General features: G+C 61.3%; 14 protein-coding genes, 5 tRNA genes and 3 rRNA genes. 10 read left to right on the top strand and 12 right to left on the bottom strand.

What is annotated here, in order from left to right:
* Nucleotide 1 precedes the first annotated feature (1 nt).
* From tuf to AB3K92_RS23660, 4 genes are all read right to left on the bottom strand, one after another.
* On the bottom strand, nt 2-1192 hold the full coding sequence (gene tuf, locus AB3K92_RS23675) for an elongation factor Tu (RefSeq protein ID WP_006482910.1): 1191 nt from the start codon (nt 1190-1192) through the stop codon (nt 2-4).
* Nucleotides 1193-1261: 69 nt separating this feature from the next.
* Nucleotides 1262-1336, bottom strand: a tRNA-Thr gene (locus AB3K92_RS23670).
* A gap of 24 nt (nt 1337-1360) precedes the next feature.
* Nucleotides 1361-1434 (bottom strand) — tRNA-Gly (locus tag AB3K92_RS23665).
* 43 nt (nt 1435-1477) lie between these two features.
* Nucleotides 1478-1563, bottom strand: a tRNA-Tyr gene (locus AB3K92_RS23660).
* A 752-nt stretch (nt 1564-2315) separates the two neighbouring features.
* Here AB3K92_RS23660 and AB3K92_RS23655 point away from each other — a divergent pair.
* Entirely contained in the window at nt 2316-2507 is a 192-nt protein-coding gene (locus tag AB3K92_RS23655) for a hypothetical protein (RefSeq protein WP_369465933.1), read from the top strand.
* Nucleotides 2508-3710: 1203 nt separating this feature from the next.
* Here AB3K92_RS23655 and rrf read toward each other — a convergent pair.
* The 6 genes from rrf to AB3K92_RS23625 form a co-directional block, all read right to left on the bottom strand.
* Nucleotides 3711-3823: ribosomal RNA gene (rrf, locus tag AB3K92_RS23650) — 5S ribosomal RNA — on the bottom strand.
* Between the two features lie 154 nt (nt 3824-3977).
* Nucleotides 3978-6859: ribosomal RNA gene (locus AB3K92_RS23645) — 23S ribosomal RNA — on the bottom strand.
* Between the two features lie 275 nt (nt 6860-7134).
* A tRNA-Ala gene (locus tag AB3K92_RS23640) sits at nt 7135-7210 on the bottom strand.
* 38 nt (nt 7211-7248) lie between these two features.
* A tRNA-Ile gene (locus tag AB3K92_RS23635) sits at nt 7249-7325 on the bottom strand.
* Nucleotides 7326-7387: 62 nt separating this feature from the next.
* Nucleotides 7388-8920: ribosomal RNA gene (locus AB3K92_RS23630) — 16S ribosomal RNA — on the bottom strand.
* Together the 16S, 23S and 5S rRNA genes with 2 tRNA genes alongside form the textbook arrangement of a ribosomal RNA operon.
* 563 nt (nt 8921-9483) lie before the next feature.
* On the bottom strand, nt 9484-10755 hold the full coding sequence (locus AB3K92_RS23625; RefSeq protein WP_059678269.1) for an SGNH/GDSL hydrolase family protein: 1272 nt from the start codon (nt 10753-10755) through the stop codon (nt 9484-9486).
* 198 nt (nt 10756-10953) lie between these two features.
* Here AB3K92_RS23625 and paaA point away from each other — a divergent pair, with 198 nt between their 5' ends.
* The 8 genes from paaA (at nt 10954) to AB3K92_RS23585 (ending at nt 17233) form a co-directional block, all read left to right on the top strand.
* Nucleotides 10954-11952: a 1,2-phenylacetyl-CoA epoxidase subunit PaaA gene (paaA, locus tag AB3K92_RS23620; RefSeq protein ID WP_369465932.1), complete on the top strand. Its 999-nt coding sequence runs from the start codon at nt 10954-10956 to the stop codon at nt 11950-11952.
* A gap of 37 nt (nt 11953-11989) precedes the next feature.
* Nucleotides 11990-12274, top strand: coding sequence for a 1,2-phenylacetyl-CoA epoxidase subunit PaaB (gene paaB, locus AB3K92_RS23615; RefSeq protein WP_027788585.1), 285 nt, complete (start codon nt 11990-11992; stop codon nt 12272-12274).
* 10 nt (nt 12275-12284) lie between these two features.
* On the top strand, nt 12285-13088 hold the full coding sequence (gene paaC / locus AB3K92_RS23610) for a 1,2-phenylacetyl-CoA epoxidase subunit PaaC (RefSeq protein WP_021158570.1): 804 nt from the start codon (nt 12285-12287) through the stop codon (nt 13086-13088).
* A 23-nt stretch (nt 13089-13111) separates the two neighbouring features.
* A complete protein-coding gene (paaD, locus tag AB3K92_RS23605; protein ID WP_048025350.1) occupies nt 13112-13672 on the top strand; it encodes a 1,2-phenylacetyl-CoA epoxidase subunit PaaD in 561 nt (186 codons plus the stop codon).
* Nucleotides 13673-13677: 5 nt separating this feature from the next.
* On the top strand, nt 13678-14766 hold the full coding sequence (paaE, locus tag AB3K92_RS23600; protein WP_369465931.1) for a 1,2-phenylacetyl-CoA epoxidase subunit PaaE: 1089 nt from the start codon (nt 13678-13680) through the stop codon (nt 14764-14766).
* A 128-nt stretch (nt 14767-14894) separates the two neighbouring features.
* On the top strand, nt 14895-15719 hold the full coding sequence (locus tag AB3K92_RS23595; protein WP_369465930.1) for a DUF1835 domain-containing protein: 825 nt from the start codon (nt 14895-14897) through the stop codon (nt 15717-15719).
* Between the two features lie 16 nt (nt 15720-15735).
* Complete coding sequence (locus AB3K92_RS23590; RefSeq protein WP_011350658.1) at nt 15736-16341, top strand: TetR/AcrR family transcriptional regulator; 606 nt, start codon at nt 15736-15738, stop codon at nt 16339-16341.
* A gap of 244 nt (nt 16342-16585) precedes the next feature.
* The gene (locus tag AB3K92_RS23585; protein ID WP_021158574.1) at nt 16586-17233 is read left to right on the top strand and encodes a GNAT family N-acetyltransferase; all 648 of its coding nucleotides are present in this window, start codon (nt 16586-16588) and stop codon (nt 17231-17233) included.
* Between the two features lie 59 nt (nt 17234-17292).
* Here AB3K92_RS23585 and AB3K92_RS23580 read toward each other — a convergent pair whose 3' ends face one another.
* On the bottom strand, nt 17293-17817 hold the full coding sequence (locus tag AB3K92_RS23580; RefSeq protein ID WP_369465929.1) for an Lrp/AsnC family transcriptional regulator: 525 nt from the start codon (nt 17815-17817) through the stop codon (nt 17293-17295).
* Between the two features lie 213 nt (nt 17818-18030).
* Between AB3K92_RS23580 and hppD the strand changes: the two genes are divergently transcribed.
* The gene (hppD, locus tag AB3K92_RS23575) at nt 18031-19128 is read left to right on the top strand and encodes a 4-hydroxyphenylpyruvate dioxygenase (protein WP_021158576.1); all 1098 of its coding nucleotides are present in this window, start codon (nt 18031-18033) and stop codon (nt 19126-19128) included.
* 132 nt (nt 19129-19260) lie between these two features.
* Here the strand turns inward: hppD and AB3K92_RS23570 are convergent, their stop codons facing one another.
* Entirely contained in the window at nt 19261-19455 is a 195-nt protein-coding gene (locus AB3K92_RS23570) for a hypothetical protein (protein ID WP_048025345.1), read from the bottom strand.
* Between the last annotated feature and the right edge of the window lie 42 nt (nt 19456-19497).

The raw sequence follows: 19497 nt of genomic DNA, 5'->3' as shown, positions 1-19497 counted from the left end.
CTTACTCGATGATCTTGGCGACGACGCCAGCGCCGACCGTACGGCCGCCTTCGCGGATTGCGAAGCGCAGACCTTCTTCCATCGCGATCGGAGCAATCAGCTTCACCGTGATCGACACGTTGTCGCCCGGCATCACCATTTCCTTGTCCTTCGGCAGCTCGATCGAGCCCGTCACGTCCGTCGTACGGAAGTAGAACTGCGGACGGTAGTTGTTGAAGAACGGCGTGTGACGACCGCCTTCGTCCTTGCTCAGCACGTACACTTCAGCCGTGAAGTGCGTGTGCGGCGTGATCGAACCCGGCTTCGCCAGAACCTGGCCACGCTCCACGTCTTCACGCTTCGTGCCGCGCAGCAGGATACCGACGTTGTCGCCTGCCTGACCTTGGTCCAGCAGCTTGCGGAACATTTCAACGCCCGTGCAGGTCGTCTTCACCGTCGGCTTGATACCGACGATTTCGATTTCTTCGCCGACCTTCACGATGCCGCGCTCGACACGACCCGTCACCACCGTACCACGGCCCGAGATCGAGAACACGTCTTCCACCGGCATCAGGAACGCGCCGTCAACTGCACGCTCCGGCGTCGGGATGTACGTGTCCAGCGCGTCTGCCAGGCTCATGATCGCCACTTCGCCCAGCTCGCCCGTGTCGCCTTCCAGCGCCAGCTTGGCCGAACCCTTCACGATCGGCGTGTCGTCGCCCGGGAAGTCGTACTTCGACAGGAGTTCGCGAACTTCCATCTCGACCAGCTCGAGCAGTTCAGCGTCGTCCACCATGTCGCACTTGTTCAGGAACACGATGATGTACGGAACGCCAACCTGACGCGCCAGCAGGATGTGCTCACGCGTTTGCGGCATCGGGCCGTCTGCTGCCGAGCAAACCAGGATCGCGCCGTCCATCTGCGCTGCGCCCGTGATCATGTTCTTCACATAGTCAGCGTGGCCCGGGCAGTCGACGTGTGCGTAGTGGCGGTTAGCCGTTTCGTACTCGACGTGTGCCGTGTTGATCGTGATGCCGCGTGCCTTTTCTTCCGGTGCCGCGTCGATCTGGTCGTACGCCTTCGCTTCGCCGCCGAACTTCTTCGTCAGAACCGTCGTGATCGCTGCCGTCAGCGTCGTCTTGCCGTGGTCAACGTGACCAATCGTACCAACGTTCACGTGCGGCTTGGTCCGCTCAAACTTTTCCTTGGCCATTTTCAACTCCCAAAAGGAATTTCACAGGTTGCGCCGCGCGCAAACAACAAGACACTGACTTTTTACTGCTGGTGCCCATGGGCAGGATCGAACTGCCGACCTCTCCCTTACCAAGGGAGTGCTCTACCACTGAGCCACATGGGCGCTTTACGCTTCAACTTCGCGGTCTGGAGCGGGTGAAGGGAATCGAACCCTCGTCGTAAGCTTGGAAGGCTTCTGCTCTACCATTGAGCTACACCCGCACGGGCCACAAACGATTCCCTACCGCTCACTGCGCTGATATCTTGGTGGAGGAGGTTGGATTCGAACCAACGTAGGCGTAAGCCAACAGATTTACAGTCTGCCCCCTTTAGCCACTCGGGCACCCCTCCGTAGAGAACTGACGATTATGGGGGTACATCGCACCCCTGTCAAGCACATCCGGAAGATTATTTTCATCCTCTTCCCGATACCTGCCTGACCACCGATCTCCCGCCCTTGCCCGGCTAAGGCAAGCATGGGTCCTACCGATCAGCGTCACATCTTCGCCAGACTCCGCTTTCAGCGTCGATCTGCATCTGCGCTGAAAACGAAAGACCGCCATCATACGATCTCTTGAGCACTCTGCCAAGCGGGTAGACGCAAAATTTCCGCAAATTTCGTGCCGGGCGGCTGCCATGATCTGTTTTTAGATGCCTCCCGGGAGTCCATTGCTGGTTTCTAGGGTTGTCTGGCCCGACCCGCCAGCGATTGACGTGACACGACTTTCGAACGCTTTCCAGCAATCGCATCATGAGTTTGAGCAACGCTGCCAACGAGAAATCGCGATGGCGGCGCTGGGCTTTGCCGGCTTCAGAGACAGGGGAACCGTACTATCCCGAGCCACCTGCCCGCCCTGGTTCGGATCTTCATGCGTCTGCGTGATCTTTTTCCGTCCTTCATGGTTTTGACCGCACATGCCGCGGGGCCGGCAAACGCCAGTGTCGCCCGAGCACGATCGCCTGGACCCGTCAGGAGGCGCTGGCTGATAGCCACGCCCCGGGACGCCCGGCAGCAGCCGCGCCGTCGCATATGAAAGATTGAAGCTCATGCGCAATGCCAAGGGCCTCGGTTCGGTACACGCCGGGTCGGCCGAGACACCCTCGTGGGTCAGGATGCGGTCGCCTATGCATGGCTGATCAACGATGCCGCCATGTACTTCATTGCCGCCGGCGCCGGTGATGACGCGTCGACAGACGAATCCTGCTGCCCAGCCTTCATCGACAGCGACGACATACGGCCGTGCCGGGAGCTGCCGCGCAGGTTTGCCGCGGCAATCTCGGCGCACGTTCTTTAGCGCGTGGGCGACTGCACTTTGCCCCCGCGCAAGCCGACTCAGCGTCTGGCCGACCTATCGAGGCGATTCCGCCGCATATACAAGACATCCCCCATGCCCGTACGACGCCCGCCTCGAGCAGCTGAACGCCGATACCTGCGCAAGATTCGACGCCTGCGCGTTTTCCGCACAGCATCGATCCGAAGACGCGAGAAAGCAGGCCGGCAACTTCCGCTCTTCTACGACCGCTGCGAGCTGCCCGACTTTGCGCGCGCGGACCGGGGATCAAGGCCTGAATACGACGCGCCGGTTCGCGCCAGGCAATGGCTCCGCACTCCGCGATCTGGATACCCCAGGCAGGGCGCGATCTACTGGCGTCGATGCGGGGGCACGCCCTTCGCGTCGATAGGCGAAAGTCGGGACTGCTTTCGCGGCACCGGCTATTCGCTCATCGAAGAAGTCTGCGTGTTTCAAGACGGCCGGCCTGTGCCCATCAAAAGAAACGGCGCGAATTTTTGATGCCATCTGGTTGAGGAACTCGCGTACGTCCGGTTCGCGCTATGTATCAACGACTTCCATGTGGCACGCCGAAAGCGCCCCATCTTCTTTACACGGATCGATTTGAGAGAAGATGCGACGAGTTGAGAAACAAACAAGCCTAGATCGCTACAAGATGCCGTCCTGGACAAAACCTGACTTCGTGCGCTCGATTGGCAGTAGTCGCCTGGAGCTTTCGGCATATAAGGACGCCGAACGGCGGATTTTCGCCACTCGCTGCCCAGGTCACACTGATGGCTCATCGCGTAACGGGAACCGCCAGGCGTGCCCCTCGGATACGGCAACGTTGGTTTTGGGTGGAGAAGCGCTCAATACGCAGGGAAACTGCGCACAATAACGGGTATTCGTGCAACTGGCCATGCCACTCCTGGCCATGACGAGACGTGGTCAGAAATGCGGTGGAGTCGCGACTCGATCTGATCGTCGTCTTCGTGAACAGCAAGTGGATGGATGTTTGGATGGCAGGTCTTGGTCAGCGCCAGCGAGCGGTGCAAGGCCAACCCGATCGGTCTGATCTGCGTCAGTCTCGCAAAGGCAATCCTGGAGAATCGGCACCCCGGCCCCAGCTCGAGCAGCAGCCATGCCACCGATCCCGATCACTCACGCATTTCCGCCGCACCAATGCAAAAACCCCCGCCTTTTGGGCGGGGGTTTCTGGCTTAGGGAGCCTGACGATTACCTACTTTCACACGGGAATCCGCACTATCATCGGCGTAGAGTCGTTTCACGGTCCTGTTCGGGATGGGAAGGGGTGGGACCGACTCGCTATGGTCATCAGGCAAAGAGGGTTGTTGCACTGGCTTCGCAGCACAACCAATCTTGGAAGAAGCAGTAATTTTGAGTTGTGTGTATCACACACGAGAATCCAACTTGTCGCTCTGGATCGCGGCCAGTGCTTTCACACGGCGCCGATCTACAAGGCAGACTTGTTATAGGATCAAGCCTTACGGGCAATTAGTATCAGTTAGCTGAACGCATTACTGCGCTTACACACCTGACCTATCAACGTCCTGGTCTCGAACGACCCTTCAAGGGGATCTAGTCCCCAGGGATATCTCATCTTAAGGCGAGTTTCCCGCTTAGATGCTTTCAGCGGTTATCTCTTCCGAACATAGCTACCCGGCGATGCCACTGGCGTGACAACCGGTACACCAGAGGTTCGTCCACTCCGGTCCTCTCGTACTAGGAGCAGCCCCCTTCAAATATCCAACGCCCACGGCAGATAGGGACCAAACTGTCTCACGACGTTTTAAACCCAGCTCACGTACCTCTTTAAATGGCGAACAGCCATACCCTTGGGACCGGCTACAGCCCCAGGATGAGATGAGCCGACATCGAGGTGCCAAACACCGCCGTCGATATGAACTCTTGGGCGGTATCAGCCTGTTATCCCCAGAGTACCTTTTATCCGTTGAGCGATGGCCCTTCCATACAGAACCACCGGATCACTATGACCTGCTTTCGCACCTGCTCGACTTGTCGGTCTCGCAGTTAAGCACGCTTATGCCATTGCACTATCAGCACGATTTCCGACCGTACCTAGCGTACCTTCGTACTCCTCCGTTACGCTTTGGGAGGAGACCGCCCCAGTCAAACTGCCTACCATGCACTGTCCCCGACCCGGATCACGGGCCAAGGTTAGAACCTCAAACAAACCAGGGTGGTATTTCAAGGACGGCTCCACCGAAACTAGCGTTCCGGTTTCATAGCCTCCCACCTATCCTACACAGATCGGTTCAAAGTCCAATGCAAAGCTACAGTAAAGGTTCATGGGGTCTTTCCGTCTAGCCGCGGGTAGATTGCATCATCACAAACACTTCAACTTCGCTGAGTCTCGGGAGGAGACAGTGTGGCCATCGTTACGCCATTCGTGCAGGTCGGAACTTACCCGACAAGGAATTTCGCTACCTTAGGACCGTTATAGTTACGGCCGCCGTTTACCGGGACTTCAATCAAGAGCTTGCACCCCATCATTTAATCTTCCGGCACCGGGCAGGCGTCACACCCTATACGTCCACTTTCGTGTTTGCAGAGTGCTGTGTTTTTATTAAACAGTCGCAGCCACCAGTTTATTGCAACCCCTTCACCCTCCTGGCGCAGGCCAGTCAAGCTACAAGGGCGTACCTTATCCCGAAGTTACGGTACCAATTTGCCGAGTTCCTTCTCCCGAGTTCTCTCAAGCGCCTTAGAATACTCATCTCGCCCACCTGTGTCGGTTTGCGGTACGGTCATCGTTAGACTGAAGCTTAGAGGCTTTTCTTGGAACCACTTCCAATTGCTTCGCTCCCGAAGGAGCTCGCGCCACACCCTTGAATTGCGCGCCCGGATTTGCCTAAGCGCCTTCTCCAATGCAGCGACCGGGACTTCCAACACCCGGACAACCTTCCGCGATCCGTCCCCCCATCGCATCTAACAATGGTGCAGGAATATTGACCTGCTTCCCATCAGCTACGCATTTCTGCCTCGCCTTAGGGGCCGACTCACCCTACGCCGATGAACGTTGCGTAGGAAACCTTGGGCTTACGGCGAGGGGGCCTTTCACCCCCTTTATCGCTACTCATGTCAGCATTCGCACTTCCGATACCTCCAGCACCCTTTACAAGGCACCTTCGCAGGCTTACGGAACGCTCTCCTACCATGCGTGCAAAGCACGCATCCGCAGCTTCGGTATATAGCTTAGCCCCGTTACATCTTCCGCGCAGGACGACTCGATCAGTGAGCTATTACGCTTTCTTTAAAGGGTGGCTGCTTCTAAGCCAACCTCCTGACTGTTTTAGCCTTCCCACTTCGTTTCCCACTTAGCTATATTTGGGGACCTTAGCTGGCGGTCTGGGTTGTTTCCCTCTTGACACCGGACGTTAGCACCCGATGTCTGTCTCCCGTGATTGCACTCTTCGGTATTCGGAGTTTGCTATGGCGGGGTAATCTGCAATAGACCCCCCAACCATGACAGTGCTCTACCCCCGAAGGTGAGACACGAGGCACTACCTAAATAGTTTTCGGAGAGAACCAGCTATTTCCAGGTTTGTTTAGCCTTTCACCCCTATCCACAGCTCATCCCCTAACTTTTCAACGTTAGTGGGTTCGGACCTCCAGTACGTGTTACCGCACCTTCATCCTGGCCATGGATAGATCACCTGGTTTCGGGTCTACGCCCAGCAACTGAACGCCCTATTCGGACTCGCTTTCGCTACGCCTGCCCTATACGGTTAAGCTTGCTACTGAACGTAAGTCGCTGACCCATTATACAAAAGGTACGCCGTCACCCCTTACGAGGCTCCGACTGTTTGTATGCATGCGGTTTCAGGATCTATTTCACTCCCCTCCCGGGGTTCTTTTCGCCTTTCCCTCACGGTACTGGTTCACTATCGGTCGATCACGAGTATTTAGCCTTGGAGGATGGTCCCCCCATCTTCAGACAGGATTTCACGTGTCCCGCCCTACTTGTCGCACACCTAGTTCTTTCATACTGTTTTCGCCTACAGGGCTATCACCTGCTATGGCCGCACTTTCCAGAGCGTTCGGCTAACAATACAAATAAAGAGTGCAAGGCTCATCCCATTTCGCTCGCCACTACTTTGGGAATCTCGGTTGATTTCTTTTCCTGCGGTTACTTAGATGTTTCAGTTCACCGCGTTCGCTTCGCATGGCCTATGTATTCAGCCATGGATACTCCAAAAGGAGTGGGTTTCCCCATTCGGACATCTACGGATCAAAGCTTGTTTGCCAGCTCCCCGTAGCTTTTCGCAGGCTACCGCGTCCTTCATCGCCTGTGATCGCCAAGGCATCCACCACATGCACTTGTTCGCTTGACCCTATAACGAGTCTGTCTCGTTACAGGTTGAGTTCTCGCGTTGTGCCGTATTCCAATTGAGCCGAACATTAAGTTCGAATCATCTTGAGATACATCGATACAATCACAACCCGGATAGTTTTCACGTCCATCTCAAGACGCTTCCGCTATCCAAATTACTTACTTCTTCCAGATTGTTAAAGAACGACAGCCGATACTTTCGTACCGCTCTGACTGGCTCAATCGCCAATGACAAAGACTCGAACAATCGTCATTCGAATGTTTGTCGTTGAGGATTGGTGGAGGCAGACGGGATCGAACCGACGACCCCCTGCTTGCAAAGCAGGTGCTCTCCCAGCTGAGCTATGCCCCCATTGAGTACAGATGCCCTCAGGTGTTACCGCCAGACAATGGTGGGTCTGGTTGGATTCGAACCAACGACCCCCGCCTTATCAAGACGGTGCTCTAACCGACTGAGCTACAGACCCCTGAGTCTGTCTTTAATTTACAGCCGATAAGCGTGAGCGCTCAACTTTGCGAGAAGCTCTGGAAAGGAGGTGATCCAGCCGCACCTTCCGATACGGCTACCTTGTTACGACTTCACCCCAGTCATGAATCCTACCGTGGTGACCGTCCTCCTTGCGGTTAGACTAGCCACTTCTGGTAAAACCCACTCCCATGGTGTGACGGGCGGTGTGTACAAGACCCGGGAACGTATTCACCGCGGCATGCTGATCCGCGATTACTAGCGATTCCAGCTTCATGCACTCGAGTTGCAGAGTGCAATCCGGACTACGATCGGTTTTCTGGGATTAGCTCCCCCTCGCGGGTTGGCAACCCTCTGTTCCGACCATTGTATGACGTGTGAAGCCCTACCCATAAGGGCCATGAGGACTTGACGTCATCCCCACCTTCCTCCGGTTTGTCACCGGCAGTCTCCTTAGAGTGCTCTTGCGTAGCAACTAAGGACAAGGGTTGCGCTCGTTGCGGGACTTAACCCAACATCTCACGACACGAGCTGACGACAGCCATGCAGCACCTGTGCGCCGGTTCTCTTTCGAGCACTCCCACCTCTCAGCAGGATTCCGACCATGTCAAGGGTAGGTAAGGTTTTTCGCGTTGCATCGAATTAATCCACATCATCCACCGCTTGTGCGGGTCCCCGTCAATTCCTTTGAGTTTTAATCTTGCGACCGTACTCCCCAGGCGGTCAACTTCACGCGTTAGCTACGTTACTAAGGAAATGAATCCCCAACAACTAGTTGACATCGTTTAGGGCGTGGACTACCAGGGTATCTAATCCTGTTTGCTCCCCACGCTTTCGTGCATGAGCGTCAGTATTGGCCCAGGGGGCTGCCTTCGCCATCGGTATTCCTCCACATCTCTACGCATTTCACTGCTACACGTGGAATTCTACCCCCCTCTGCCATACTCTAGCCTGCCAGTCACCAATGCAGTTCCCAGGTTGAGCCCGGGGATTTCACATCGGTCTTAGCAAACCGCCTGCGCACGCTTTACGCCCAGTAATTCCGATTAACGCTTGCACCCTACGTATTACCGCGGCTGCTGGCACGTAGTTAGCCGGTGCTTATTCTTCCGGTACCGTCATCCCCCGACTGTATTAGAGCCAAGGATTTCTTTCCGGACAAAAGTGCTTTACAACCCGAAGGCCTTCTTCACACACGCGGCATTGCTGGATCAGGCTTTCGCCCATTGTCCAAAATTCCCCACTGCTGCCTCCCGTAGGAGTCTGGGCCGTGTCTCAGTCCCAGTGTGGCTGGTCGTCCTCTCAGACCAGCTACTGATCGTCGCCTTGGTAGGCCTTTACCCCACCAACTAGCTAATCAGCCATCGGCCAACCCTATAGCGCGAGGCCCGAAGGTCCCCCGCTTTCATCCGTAGATCGTATGCGGTATTAATCCGGCTTTCGCCGGGCTATCCCCCACTACAGGACATGTTCCGATGTATTACTCACCCGTTCGCCACTCGCCACCAGGTGCAAGCACCCGTGCTGCCGTTCGACTTGCATGTGTAAGGCATGCCGCCAGCGTTCAATCTGAGCCAGGATCAAACTCTTCAGTTTAAACCTGTTACTGTTTTCGGTTCAGTTAAGAACCGGTCGCTCACTCAAAGCTGACAGGAATATGAATTGCTTCATAAACCTGACTTACTTTAGTGTGAGACTCTTGATACTTTTGCTATCTGATCCGAAGATCAGCTCGCTTCCATCAAGCGCCCACACTTATCGGCTGTTAATTTTTAAAGAGCAATCTGCGAGGAACTTCGTGTTTCTCAGCAGCGCTGCGTTTTCAGCAGCAGAGAAACGAGATTATGAACCGTGTTTCGCAGTTCGTCAACAACTTTTTACACTACATCGTTGCGACTGCGGGGTTCAACTTCCAGGCCAGCCGCGCGCCCAAGACTGCAACACACCACCAGCTTCGCTTCCCTCTCCCGCGCCGTGTTTCCGTTAGCGCGAAAGAGGCGTGATTCTAAGCCCTGCCCCCATCCACGCAAGCCCTTTGTGAAAATATTTTGAGAAAGCCCCCGTGCGCTGGCGCGCACGGGGGCCGGGGCTCAGTGGGCCGCCGGAGGCAATCGATCACCAGGGCACCGGCAACACTTCCCTCTATATATACAAGCCCATTACTTGCCGCCCACCGCGGCCTGCAGTTGCTCGACCGGCACCGCGTCGGCCATCGCCGTGTATCCCGCGTCGCTCGGATGAATGCCGTCGCCACTATCGAATCGACGCTGCAGCACGCTCGGACGCGCCGGATCGCGCAGCACCGCGTCGAAGTCCACTACTCCGTCGAACCCGCCACCGCTCCGGATCCACCGGTTCACCTCGAGCCGGATCGCCTCGCGCCCCGCCGGCAGCCCGGCCGGCGTCAGCGTCGCGCCGAAAACCTTCACGCCCTGACGGTGTGCCGCGTCGATCAGCCGGCGGTAGCCGTCGATCAGCGATGCAGCCGTAACCTGCGTATGCGGGTGGTCGCAATCGAGCCCCGCGCGCGGCGGCATCGCCGCAAAGTTGATGTCGTTGATCCCGATCAGCACGATCGCCGCCTTCACGCCCGCGCGCGACAGCGCATCGCGCTCGAACCGCGACGCCAGCGACGTGCCATAGCACGCCGAATCGCTGAGCAGCCGGTTTCCGCTGACCCCGAGATTCGCGACGCCGATCGATTCCGTGCCCGAGGCGGCCAGCCGACGCGCCAGTGCGTCCGGCCAGCGACGGTTCCGGTTCACGCTCGAGCGCAGCCCGTCGGTGATCGAATCGCCGATCGCGGCTACGCTGGCGCGCGCGGAACCGGTCTCGACCGCGAGCTCGGTCACCCATGCAAATTGGGTAAAGCGGGTGCGGAACGCGGCAGCCCCCGGGTCACTCACGTGCTCGCCCGGCACCGACACATAATTGAACTGGTTCGACACGCGGTGCCAGACCGTCATCCGCTGGTTCGGCCCCATCTGGAGGCTGATCGCATACGGCTGCCCGGCCCTGACGTCGATCCCGACCGGATCGCTTTCGAGTTCCTGGCCCGGCGCAAGCGTCACCGACACCTTGCCGCCGAACCGGACCGGCACGGCCGCATCGCCGGACAGCGCCGCGCCTTCACCAGCGCGCGCGAGGCTCGCCGCCTCGACGACGAGGGGGGAACGACCATATGCATTGCTGACGCGGATCCGTGCGGCGCGCCCCGACACTGTCGGATAGACGATCTGGCGCACGGTGCGACCGGCAACGTCGGGCGCGCGATAAAGCGGCGGCGGTGCGGCAAGGTCGGGAATCGGCTGCAACGCGGTCGCCCACGCGGCAACCCATCCCGCCGGCGCGGCCGAAGCCGACGCCGCGAGCGGCGAGACAAAAGCGGCCGCACCCAGCACGGCCGCGGCGATACTGCTTCGGAATGACATCGGCAAAATCCTCGTCGGAAAGCGGGCATTGTGCCGCAGAAGGCGCGGCTCCCGCGCGCCGGCCGCCATCACGCAGCATCATCGCGCCCCGATGTCCCTCGTTTACCCGAGTCTTTCCGCAAATCCGCAAGAAATTTATTAACCGACCGGTCGGTTGGTTTATACTTCGCACACATTCAACCGGACGAGAGCCTCGCCATGTACACGCAATCCCTCGACATCCCCGGCAACGTCGCGCCGCTCGACGCCGCAGCCGAGTCGCCCGAGCAGGCGCGGTTCGATGCGGTCATGGCCGCCGACGGCAAGATCGAACCGCAGGACTGGATGCCCGATGCCTATCGCAAGACGCTGATTCGCCAGATCTCGCAGCACGCGCACTCGGAAGTCGTCGGCATGCTGCCGGAAGGCAACTGGATCTCCCGCGCGCCGAGCCTGAAGCGCAAGGCGATCCTGCTCGCGAAGGTCCAGGACGAAGCCGGCCACGGCCTCTATCTTTATAGCGCGGCCGAAACGCTCGGCGTATCGCGCGATTCGCTGATCGACGCGCTGCACGCCGGCAAGGCGAAATACTCGAGCATCTTCAACTACCCGACGCCGACCTGGGCCGACGTCGGCGTGATCGGCTGGCTGGTCGACGGCGCGGCAATCATGAACCAGATCCCGCTGTGCCGCTGCACGTACGGCCCGTACGCGCGCGCGATGATCCGCGTGTGCAAGGAAGAATCGTTCCACCAGCGTCAGGGCTTCGACGCGCTGCTGTCGATGATGAAGGGCAGCGACGCGCAACGCGCGATGGTCCAGCAGGCCGTGAATCGCTGGTGGTGGCCGGTGCTGATGATGTTCGGCCCGAGCGACGCCGATTCGGTCCACAGCAACCAGTCCGCGAAATGGGGCATCAAGCGGATCACGAACGACGACCTCCGGCAAAAATTCGTCGACGCGACGGTCGACCAGGCGAAGGTGCTCGGCGTGACGCTGCCCGATCCCGACCTGAAGTGGAACGAAGCACGTGGCCATCACGACTACGGCACGATCGACTGGGACGAATTCTGGCGCGTGGTCAACGGCGACGGCCCGTGCAACAAGGAACGCCTCGCGACCCGCGTGAAAGCGCACGAGGACGGCGCCTGGGTACGCGAAGCCGCCCTCGCCCACGAAGCAAAGCACCGCGCGCGCGCCGAACAGCACGCCGCCTGAGCGGCACACCATCGAATTCAGGATTCAGGAGAAAGTGATGAACAAGGAATGGCCGATCTGGGAAGTGTTCGTGCGCAGCAAGCAGGGGCTCGACCACAAGCATTGCGGCAGCCTGCACGCCGCCGACGCGTCGATGGCGCTGCGCATGGCGCGCGACGTCTACACGCGCCGCCAGGAAGGCGTGAGCATCTGGGTGGTGCCGTCGTCGGCGATCACCGCGTCGGATCCGAGCGAGAAGGCCGAGCTGTTCGAACCGGCGGGCGACAAGATCTACCGTCACCCGACGTTCTACACGCTGCCCGACGAAGTCAACCACATGTAACGCCCGCGCCATGACGATCACGCCCGAACACCTCTCCTACGTGCTGCGCCTCGCGGACAACACGCTGATCCTCGGTCAGCGCAATGCCGAATGGTGCGGCCACGGCCCGATCCTCGAGGAAGACATCGCGCTCACCAACATGAGCCTCGACCTCATCGGCCAGGCGCGCATGCTGTATACGCATGCGGCCGAACTCGAGCGCCAGCTCACCGGCGCGACGAAGACCGAGGACGACTACGCGTACTTCCGCACCGAGCGCGAGTTCGCGAACTTCACGCTCGCCGAACTGCCGCATTACGGCCCGCTCGCCGGCACCGCGCACGCCGACAAGGACTACGCGGTGACGATCGTGCGCAACTTCCTGTACTCGGCGCTGATGCTGCACGTGTGGACCGCGCTGGAAACGTCGGCCGACACGCAGCTCGCTGCGATCGCTGCGAAATCGGTGAAGGAAACCCGCTATCACGTGCAGCACGCACGCGAGTGGCTCGTGCGCCTCGGCGACGGCACCGACGAATCGCACCGTCGCGCGCAGGACGCGCTCGACTACCTGACGCCGTATACGCGCGAATTCTTCGCCGCCGATGCGATCGACGACGCAGTCGCGGCCGAAGGCATCGCCCCGGCACCGGCCACGCTCGAAGCGGCGTGGCGCGCGGACGTGGACGACGCGCTCGCGGAGGCGACGCTCACGCTGCCGGCCCCCGTGCAGCATGTGACGACCGGCAAGCAGGGCGAGCATTCGGAACACATGGGCTACCTGCTCGCGGAACTGCAAAGCCTCGCACGCCAGCACCCCGGCGCGACCTGGTAACCCCGACGCCACGGAGCCCGACGATGTCCGTCCAGACCGCCCCCGCCAACGCCGTGCCTGCCGCGCGCCGCGACGATCCGCTGCTCGCCCGCGCATGGGACGTGCTCGAAGCCGTGCCCGATCCCGAGATCCCGGTCGTGTCGATCCGCGAGCTCGGCATCCTGCGCGACGTCCGCCGCGCGGACGACGGCCAGCTCGAGGTCGTGATCACGCCGACCTACTCGGGCTGCCCGGCCATGTCGCAGATCGCCGAAGACATCGCCGCCGCGCTGCAGGCCGCCGACCTGCCGCCGCACCGGATCGAGACGGTGCTCGCGCCCGCGTGGACGACCGACTGGATCACGCAGGAAGCGCGCGACAAGCTGCGTGCGTACGGCATCGCACCGCCGGTCGGCCAATGCGGCGCCGCCGCGCCGCGGGAAAACGTCGTGCGTTTCGTGCCGCGGCCCGTCGCGGCGCCCGCGTGCCCGCGCTGCGGCTCGGCACGCACTGAGCGTCTCGCGCAATTCGCGTCCACGGCCTGCAAGGCGCTGTATCGCTGCGTCGACTGCCGCGAACCCTTCGACTACTTCAAACCCTACTAATCGATATGGCGACCCCGCAATTTCATCCGCTGCGTATCCGCGACGTGCGGCCCGAGACCGCCGACGCCGTGACCGTCTCCTTCGACGTGCCGCCCGAACTGCGCGACGCGTACCGCTTCACGCAGGGCCAGTTCGTCACGCTGAAGACCCACATCGACGGCGAGGAAACGCGCCGCTCGTATTCGATCTGCGTCGGCACGACGGACTACGACCGTGACGGCGAACTGCGCATCGGCATCAAGCGCGTGCGCGGCGGCCGCTTCTCGAACTTCGCCTTCGATACGCTGAAGCCCGGCCACACGATCGACGTGATGACGCCGGACGGCCGTTTCTTCACGCACCTGAACGCCGACCACGGCAAGCAGTACGTCGCGTTCTCCGGCGGCTCGGGGATCACGCCGGTGCTCGCGATCGTGAAGACGACGCTCGAACTGGAGCCCCGCAGCACGTTCACGCTGATCTACGGCAACCGCAGCGTCGACGCGATCATGTTCGCGGAGGAGCTGGAGGACCTGAAGAACCGCTACATGAACCGCTTCGTCCTCTATCACGTGCTGTCGGACGACCAGCAGGACGTCGAGCTGTTCAACGGTGTGCTCGACCAGACGAAATGCGCGGAATTCCTCGGCACGCTGACGCCGGCCGACGCGATCGACGAAGCGTTCATCTGCGGCCCGGCGCCGATGATGGACGCGGCGGAAGCGGCGCTGAAGGCAGCCGGCGTGCCGCAGGCGAAGGTACACGTGGAGCGCTTCGGCACGCCGCTGCCGCAAGCCGGTGCGCCAGTCGTCGAAATCACCGACCAGACGCCGGCGGCCGACCTCGAAATCGTGCTCGACGGCAAGAAGCGCAAGCTGCGGCTGCCGTACGAAGGCGTGAGCCTGCTCGATATCGGCCTGCGTGCGGGCCTCGCGCTGCCGTACGCGTGCAAGGGCGGCGTGTGCTGCACGTGCCGCGCGAAGGTGCTCGAGGGCGAAGTGCGGATGGAGAAGAACTACACGCTCGAGGAGCATGAAGTGAAGGACGGCTTCGTGCTCACGTGCCAGTGCCACCCGATCAGCGACAAGGTCGTCGTGAGCTTCGACGAGCGTTGAGCGACGTCGCATCGCGGCGCCGGGCGGTTTCTCGCCGTCACACATCTCGCTTACACTAGGGGCCGCCGGCCGGCTGGACATCGCAACGTCCGCCCGGCCGGCGGTTTTCTTTTGTTGACGACAGGCCGATGAGTACCATTCATGTGATTCAGGGCGGCACCGCCGCCGCGTCGCTGCGCGAGGCACTCGCACAAGCCGGGCGCGACGAGCACGTCGTCGGATTGCTCGACGATCTCGGCGTCGGGCCGCTCAAGGGCGCCGACGAGACACCCGACACGCGCGCAGCCTTCTGGCAGCGCGTGCTCGGCGACCAGATTCCCGACTGGAATGCAGAGATCGAAGCCGAGTTCGCACGCCTCGACCAGTTGGCGACGGAGACGGGCCAGGTGGTGGTGTGGCATGCGCCGAGCGTCGGCGACAAGCTGCTGCTGCGGCGCGTCGCCTATCACCTGCGCAATGTCCCGCAACGCCTGAACGAAGTGCGGCTGTCGGCCGCCGACCTCGATCCGGCGCAGCGCGCGTCGCTGTCGCGCACCGACCAGGCATGCGCGACCGGCATGTTCTCGCCCGCCGAACTGGCGCGCAAGCGGCCGGTGGCCGCGCCGATCTCGGTGCTGCGCATCGGCCGCCTCGCGCTCGAATGGCAGGAGGCGAAGCACCAGAACGCCGAACTGCGCTACTGGGTCAGCAACACGATCAAGAGCGGCCACTATGAAGAACTCGACGCGCTGATCCTCGCGCGCGCGGAAACCGACTGGCTGCCCGCGCGGCGCCTCGTCGGCAGCATCATGGCCGACGCCGATCGCGGCGGGCTGTTCGTCAGCGACTCGATCGCCTGGTGGCGCTGCCGCGAACTCGCGGCGACCGGCCGGCTCGAGCTGCAGGACGCCACGCCCGACGCCCTCTCCTCCACGCAGGTGCGCGCGGCCCGCGCGGCCGCCACGCACCGCTAATCTTCCGCATTCGACCATGGCCCGTACCCGAGCGCCCGACCACGAATCCCAGCGCGAGCAGATCCTCGATCTGGCCGCCGACAAATTCGCGCAGACGAGCTACCCGAGCACGTCGATGTCCGATCTCGCGACCGCGAGCGGCACGTCGAAAGCACGCCTCTATCACTATTACGAGAGCAAGGAAGCGATCCTGTTCGACCTGCTCGACCGCTACACGAAACGGCTGATGCTGATCATCGCCGAGGTCGAGGGGGCGAGCCAGCGGCGCGGCCTCAGCGAGCGCGACGCGTTCGCGGAGCTCGTGCGCGCGTTCCTCGCCGAATACGAGACATCGCACAGCCGCCACGTCGCGCTGCTCAACGACGTGAAGTATCTCGAGGACGCGCAGCGCGAAATCGTGCTCGACCGCCAGCGCGACATCGTCGCGGCATTCACGCGACAGCTGGCGCGCGCGTACCCGGACCGCATCTCGAAGGAAAACCAGACTTCCGTGACGATGATGGTGTTCGGGATGATCAACTGGACGTTCACGTGGCTGAAGCCCGGCGGCCGCCTCGGCTACCGCGACTTCGCCGAGCAGGTGATCGACCTGATCGAACGCGGGCTGTCGACGGCCGCCTGATTGCCGCGCAGCAGCAAACGTTGCTCTACGGGCACACTGCGACCGGCCGCCGCGCGTTTCATATGATGAATTTTAAATTCGTTAAAAATCAAATAGATAGACGATTAACTAAGCGGATTTAGAATTCATCCTCCAGCTCAAACATCGTTAAATACGGGTTTTCCCCAATCCGACGGCTGACGGTCGGGTAAAATGCTGCTGCATTGCACAACCCGCTGTACGGTCACACATTGAGGAACCCACGATGAACACGCGATTCAACGGCACGGCCGATGTCGTCGGCACCGCCGGTACTGCGCCGGTTCTCGTCAGGGAACTGGCTTCCAAAGACCGTGAGCAGATGCTCACCCACTTTCTCTCGCTCGACGAAGAGGACCGCCTGCTGCGCTTCGGCCAGATGGTGCCCGACCACGTGATCGAGAACTATGTCCGCACGATCGACTTCGGTCGCGACACCGTGTTCGGCGTGTTCGACCACGACCTCGAACTGATCGGCGTCGGCCACCTGGCCTACCTGCCGGCCGAGGGCGACAAGCGCACGGCCGAATTCGGCGTGTCGGTGCTCGAAAGCGCACGCGGCCGCGGTGTCGGCTCGAAGCTGTTCGAACGCGCGGCGATCCGCAGCCGCAACACGCACGTGACGATGCTGTACATGCACTGCCTGTCGCGTAACGCGACGATGATGCACATCGCGAAGAAATCCGGGATGCGGATCGAGTATGCGTACGGCGAAGCCGATGCGTACCTGTCGCTGCCGCCGGCCGACCACTCGACGATCATCGCCGAGATGCTGCAGGAGCAGGCCGCGGTGTTCGACTACGCGATGAAGCGCCAGGCGCGCCGCACCACGAAGTTCATCGAATCGCTGATGCCCGCCGCCCTGACGGCGTAACGTCGGCCAGCCGGGCCGCGCCTTCCGCGCGCCCGGCCCCTCCCTCCCCCGCCCGCGCGCTAGCGCACCGACCGAATCGGCAACGCCGTCGTCTCCTTGAAGCATTCGAGCGAAAAGCTCGTCTTCACGTCGATCACCGACGGGTGATGCAGCAAATGCTCCTGCACGAAGCGGGAGAAATGCGCCATGTCCTCGACCTGCACGCGCAGCAGGTAATCCATGTCCCCCGTCATCGCGTGGCACGCGACCACTTCCGGCCAGGTCTGCACGGCCGCGCGAAACAGCTCCGCATGGGTCGCGCCCGCGCGCGCCGACGTTTCGTCGACCCGCACCGGTGCCAGGCCGCCGCGTTTCTCGAGCCGCACGCTCACGTACGCGAGCAGGTCGAGCCCGAGCTTCTGCGCATTCAGCAGCGCGACATAACCGGTGATCACGCCGATCTCCTCGAGCCGCCTGATCCGCCGCAGGCACGGGCTCGGCGACAGGTTCACGCGCTCGGCGATCTCCTGGTTCGACAGGCGCCCGTTCTCCTGAAGAATCGCGAGAATCCGCCGGTCGATGGCATCCAATTCGGCGTGCGCCATCTTCTGCCCTCCAATGATTATTTTCAAGACTGGAAATTGCGCCATCGTAGGTTCGGGCGATCAAGTTCGCAAGTTTACGCTCGCGACTGCCCGCTACACTCTGTCGCACGTACCGATTCGTCGCGCATGCCGCCGCGTGCGCCACGTTCGACATCGAACCAGGCCGGACAGGCGCCCGTCGCCGCGGCCGATCGCCCCCACAGGAGACACGCCATGCAGATCCCGAACTGGGACAACCCCGTCGGCACCGACGGCTTCGAATTCATCGAATACACGGCACCGGACCCGAAAGCGCTCGGACAACTGTTCGAACGGATGGGTTTCACCGCGATCGCGCGCCACCGCCACAAGGACGTGACGGTGTATCGCCAGGGCGACATCAACTTCATCATCAACGCCGAACCCGATTCGTTCGCCCAACGCTTCGCGCGCCTGCACGGCCCGTCGATCTGCGCGATCGCGTTCCGCGTGCAGGATGCCGCGAAGGCGTACAAGCGCGCGCTCGAACTCGGCGCATGGGGCTTCGACAACAAGACGGGCCCGATGGAGCTGAACATCCCGGCGATCAAGGGCATCGGCGATTCGCTGATCTACTTCGTCGACCGCTGGCGCGGCAAGAACGGCGCGCAGCCGGGCGCAATCGGCGACATCAGCATCTACGACGTCGACTTCGAGCCGATCGCCGGTGCGAACCCGAACCCGGTCGGCCACGGCCTCACCTATATCGACCACCTGACGCACAACGTGCATCGCGGCCGCATGCAGGAATGGGCCGAGTTCTACGAGCGCCTGTTCAACTTCCGCGAAGTGCGCTACTTCGACATCGAAGGCAAGGTGACGGGCGTGAAGTCGAAGGCGATGACGTCGCCGTGCGGCAAGATCCGCATCCCGATCAACGAGGAAGGCTCGGATACGGCCGGCCAGATCCAGGAATACCTCGACGCATACCACGGCGAAGGCATCCAGCACATCGCGCTCGGCGCCAGCGACATCTACCAGGCGGTCGACGGCCTGCGCAGCAAGGAAGTGAAGCTGCTCGACACGATCGACACGTATTACGAACTGGTCGACCGCCGCGTGCCGAACCACGGCGAATCGCTGGACGAACTGAAGAAGCGCAAGATCCTGATCGACGGCGCGCGCGACGACCTGCTGCTGCAGATCTTCACCGAGAACCAGATCGGACCGATCTTCTTCGAGATCATCCAGCGCAAGGGCAACCAGGGCTTCGGCGAAGGCAACTTCAAGGCGCTGTTCGAATCGATCGAGCTCGACCAGATCCGTCGCGGCGTCGTGCAGGACAAGGCCTGACGCATCCGGCGGGCGGCTGCCCGGGGCAACCCGGCAACCTGCCCGATCCGGCGGCACAAAGAAAAAGGGCGGGAATCCGAGGATTCCCGCCCTTTTTGCATTCCGGCGCGGCCCGACGGCCGCGCGACCGGATCAACGCGCGTTCGCCTTCGACGCGACGGCGCGCTCGGCCGACGGCAGCGCGACGGCGTCCTGGGCCGGCGCGATCTGTTGCATCTGCGCGCCGGCTGCCGCCAGTGCGCTCGCGCCTCGCGCGTGCACCGGGCCGGTCATCGAGAAAAACGCGGCGGACACGATCAGGAAACTCTGGATATGACGTGTGTTCATTGCACCTCCTGTAAAACTGCCGGCGCCTCCCCGATGCGTCGA

This window comes from Burkholderia sp. Bmkn7 (assembly GCF_041103175.1).
In the GTDB taxonomy this organism is placed as follows: domain Bacteria; phylum Pseudomonadota; class Gammaproteobacteria; order Burkholderiales; family Burkholderiaceae; genus Burkholderia; species Burkholderia cepacia.
The sequence above is the reverse complement of the archived record's forward strand: the minus strand, read 5'-3'. Positions and strand labels throughout refer to the sequence as shown.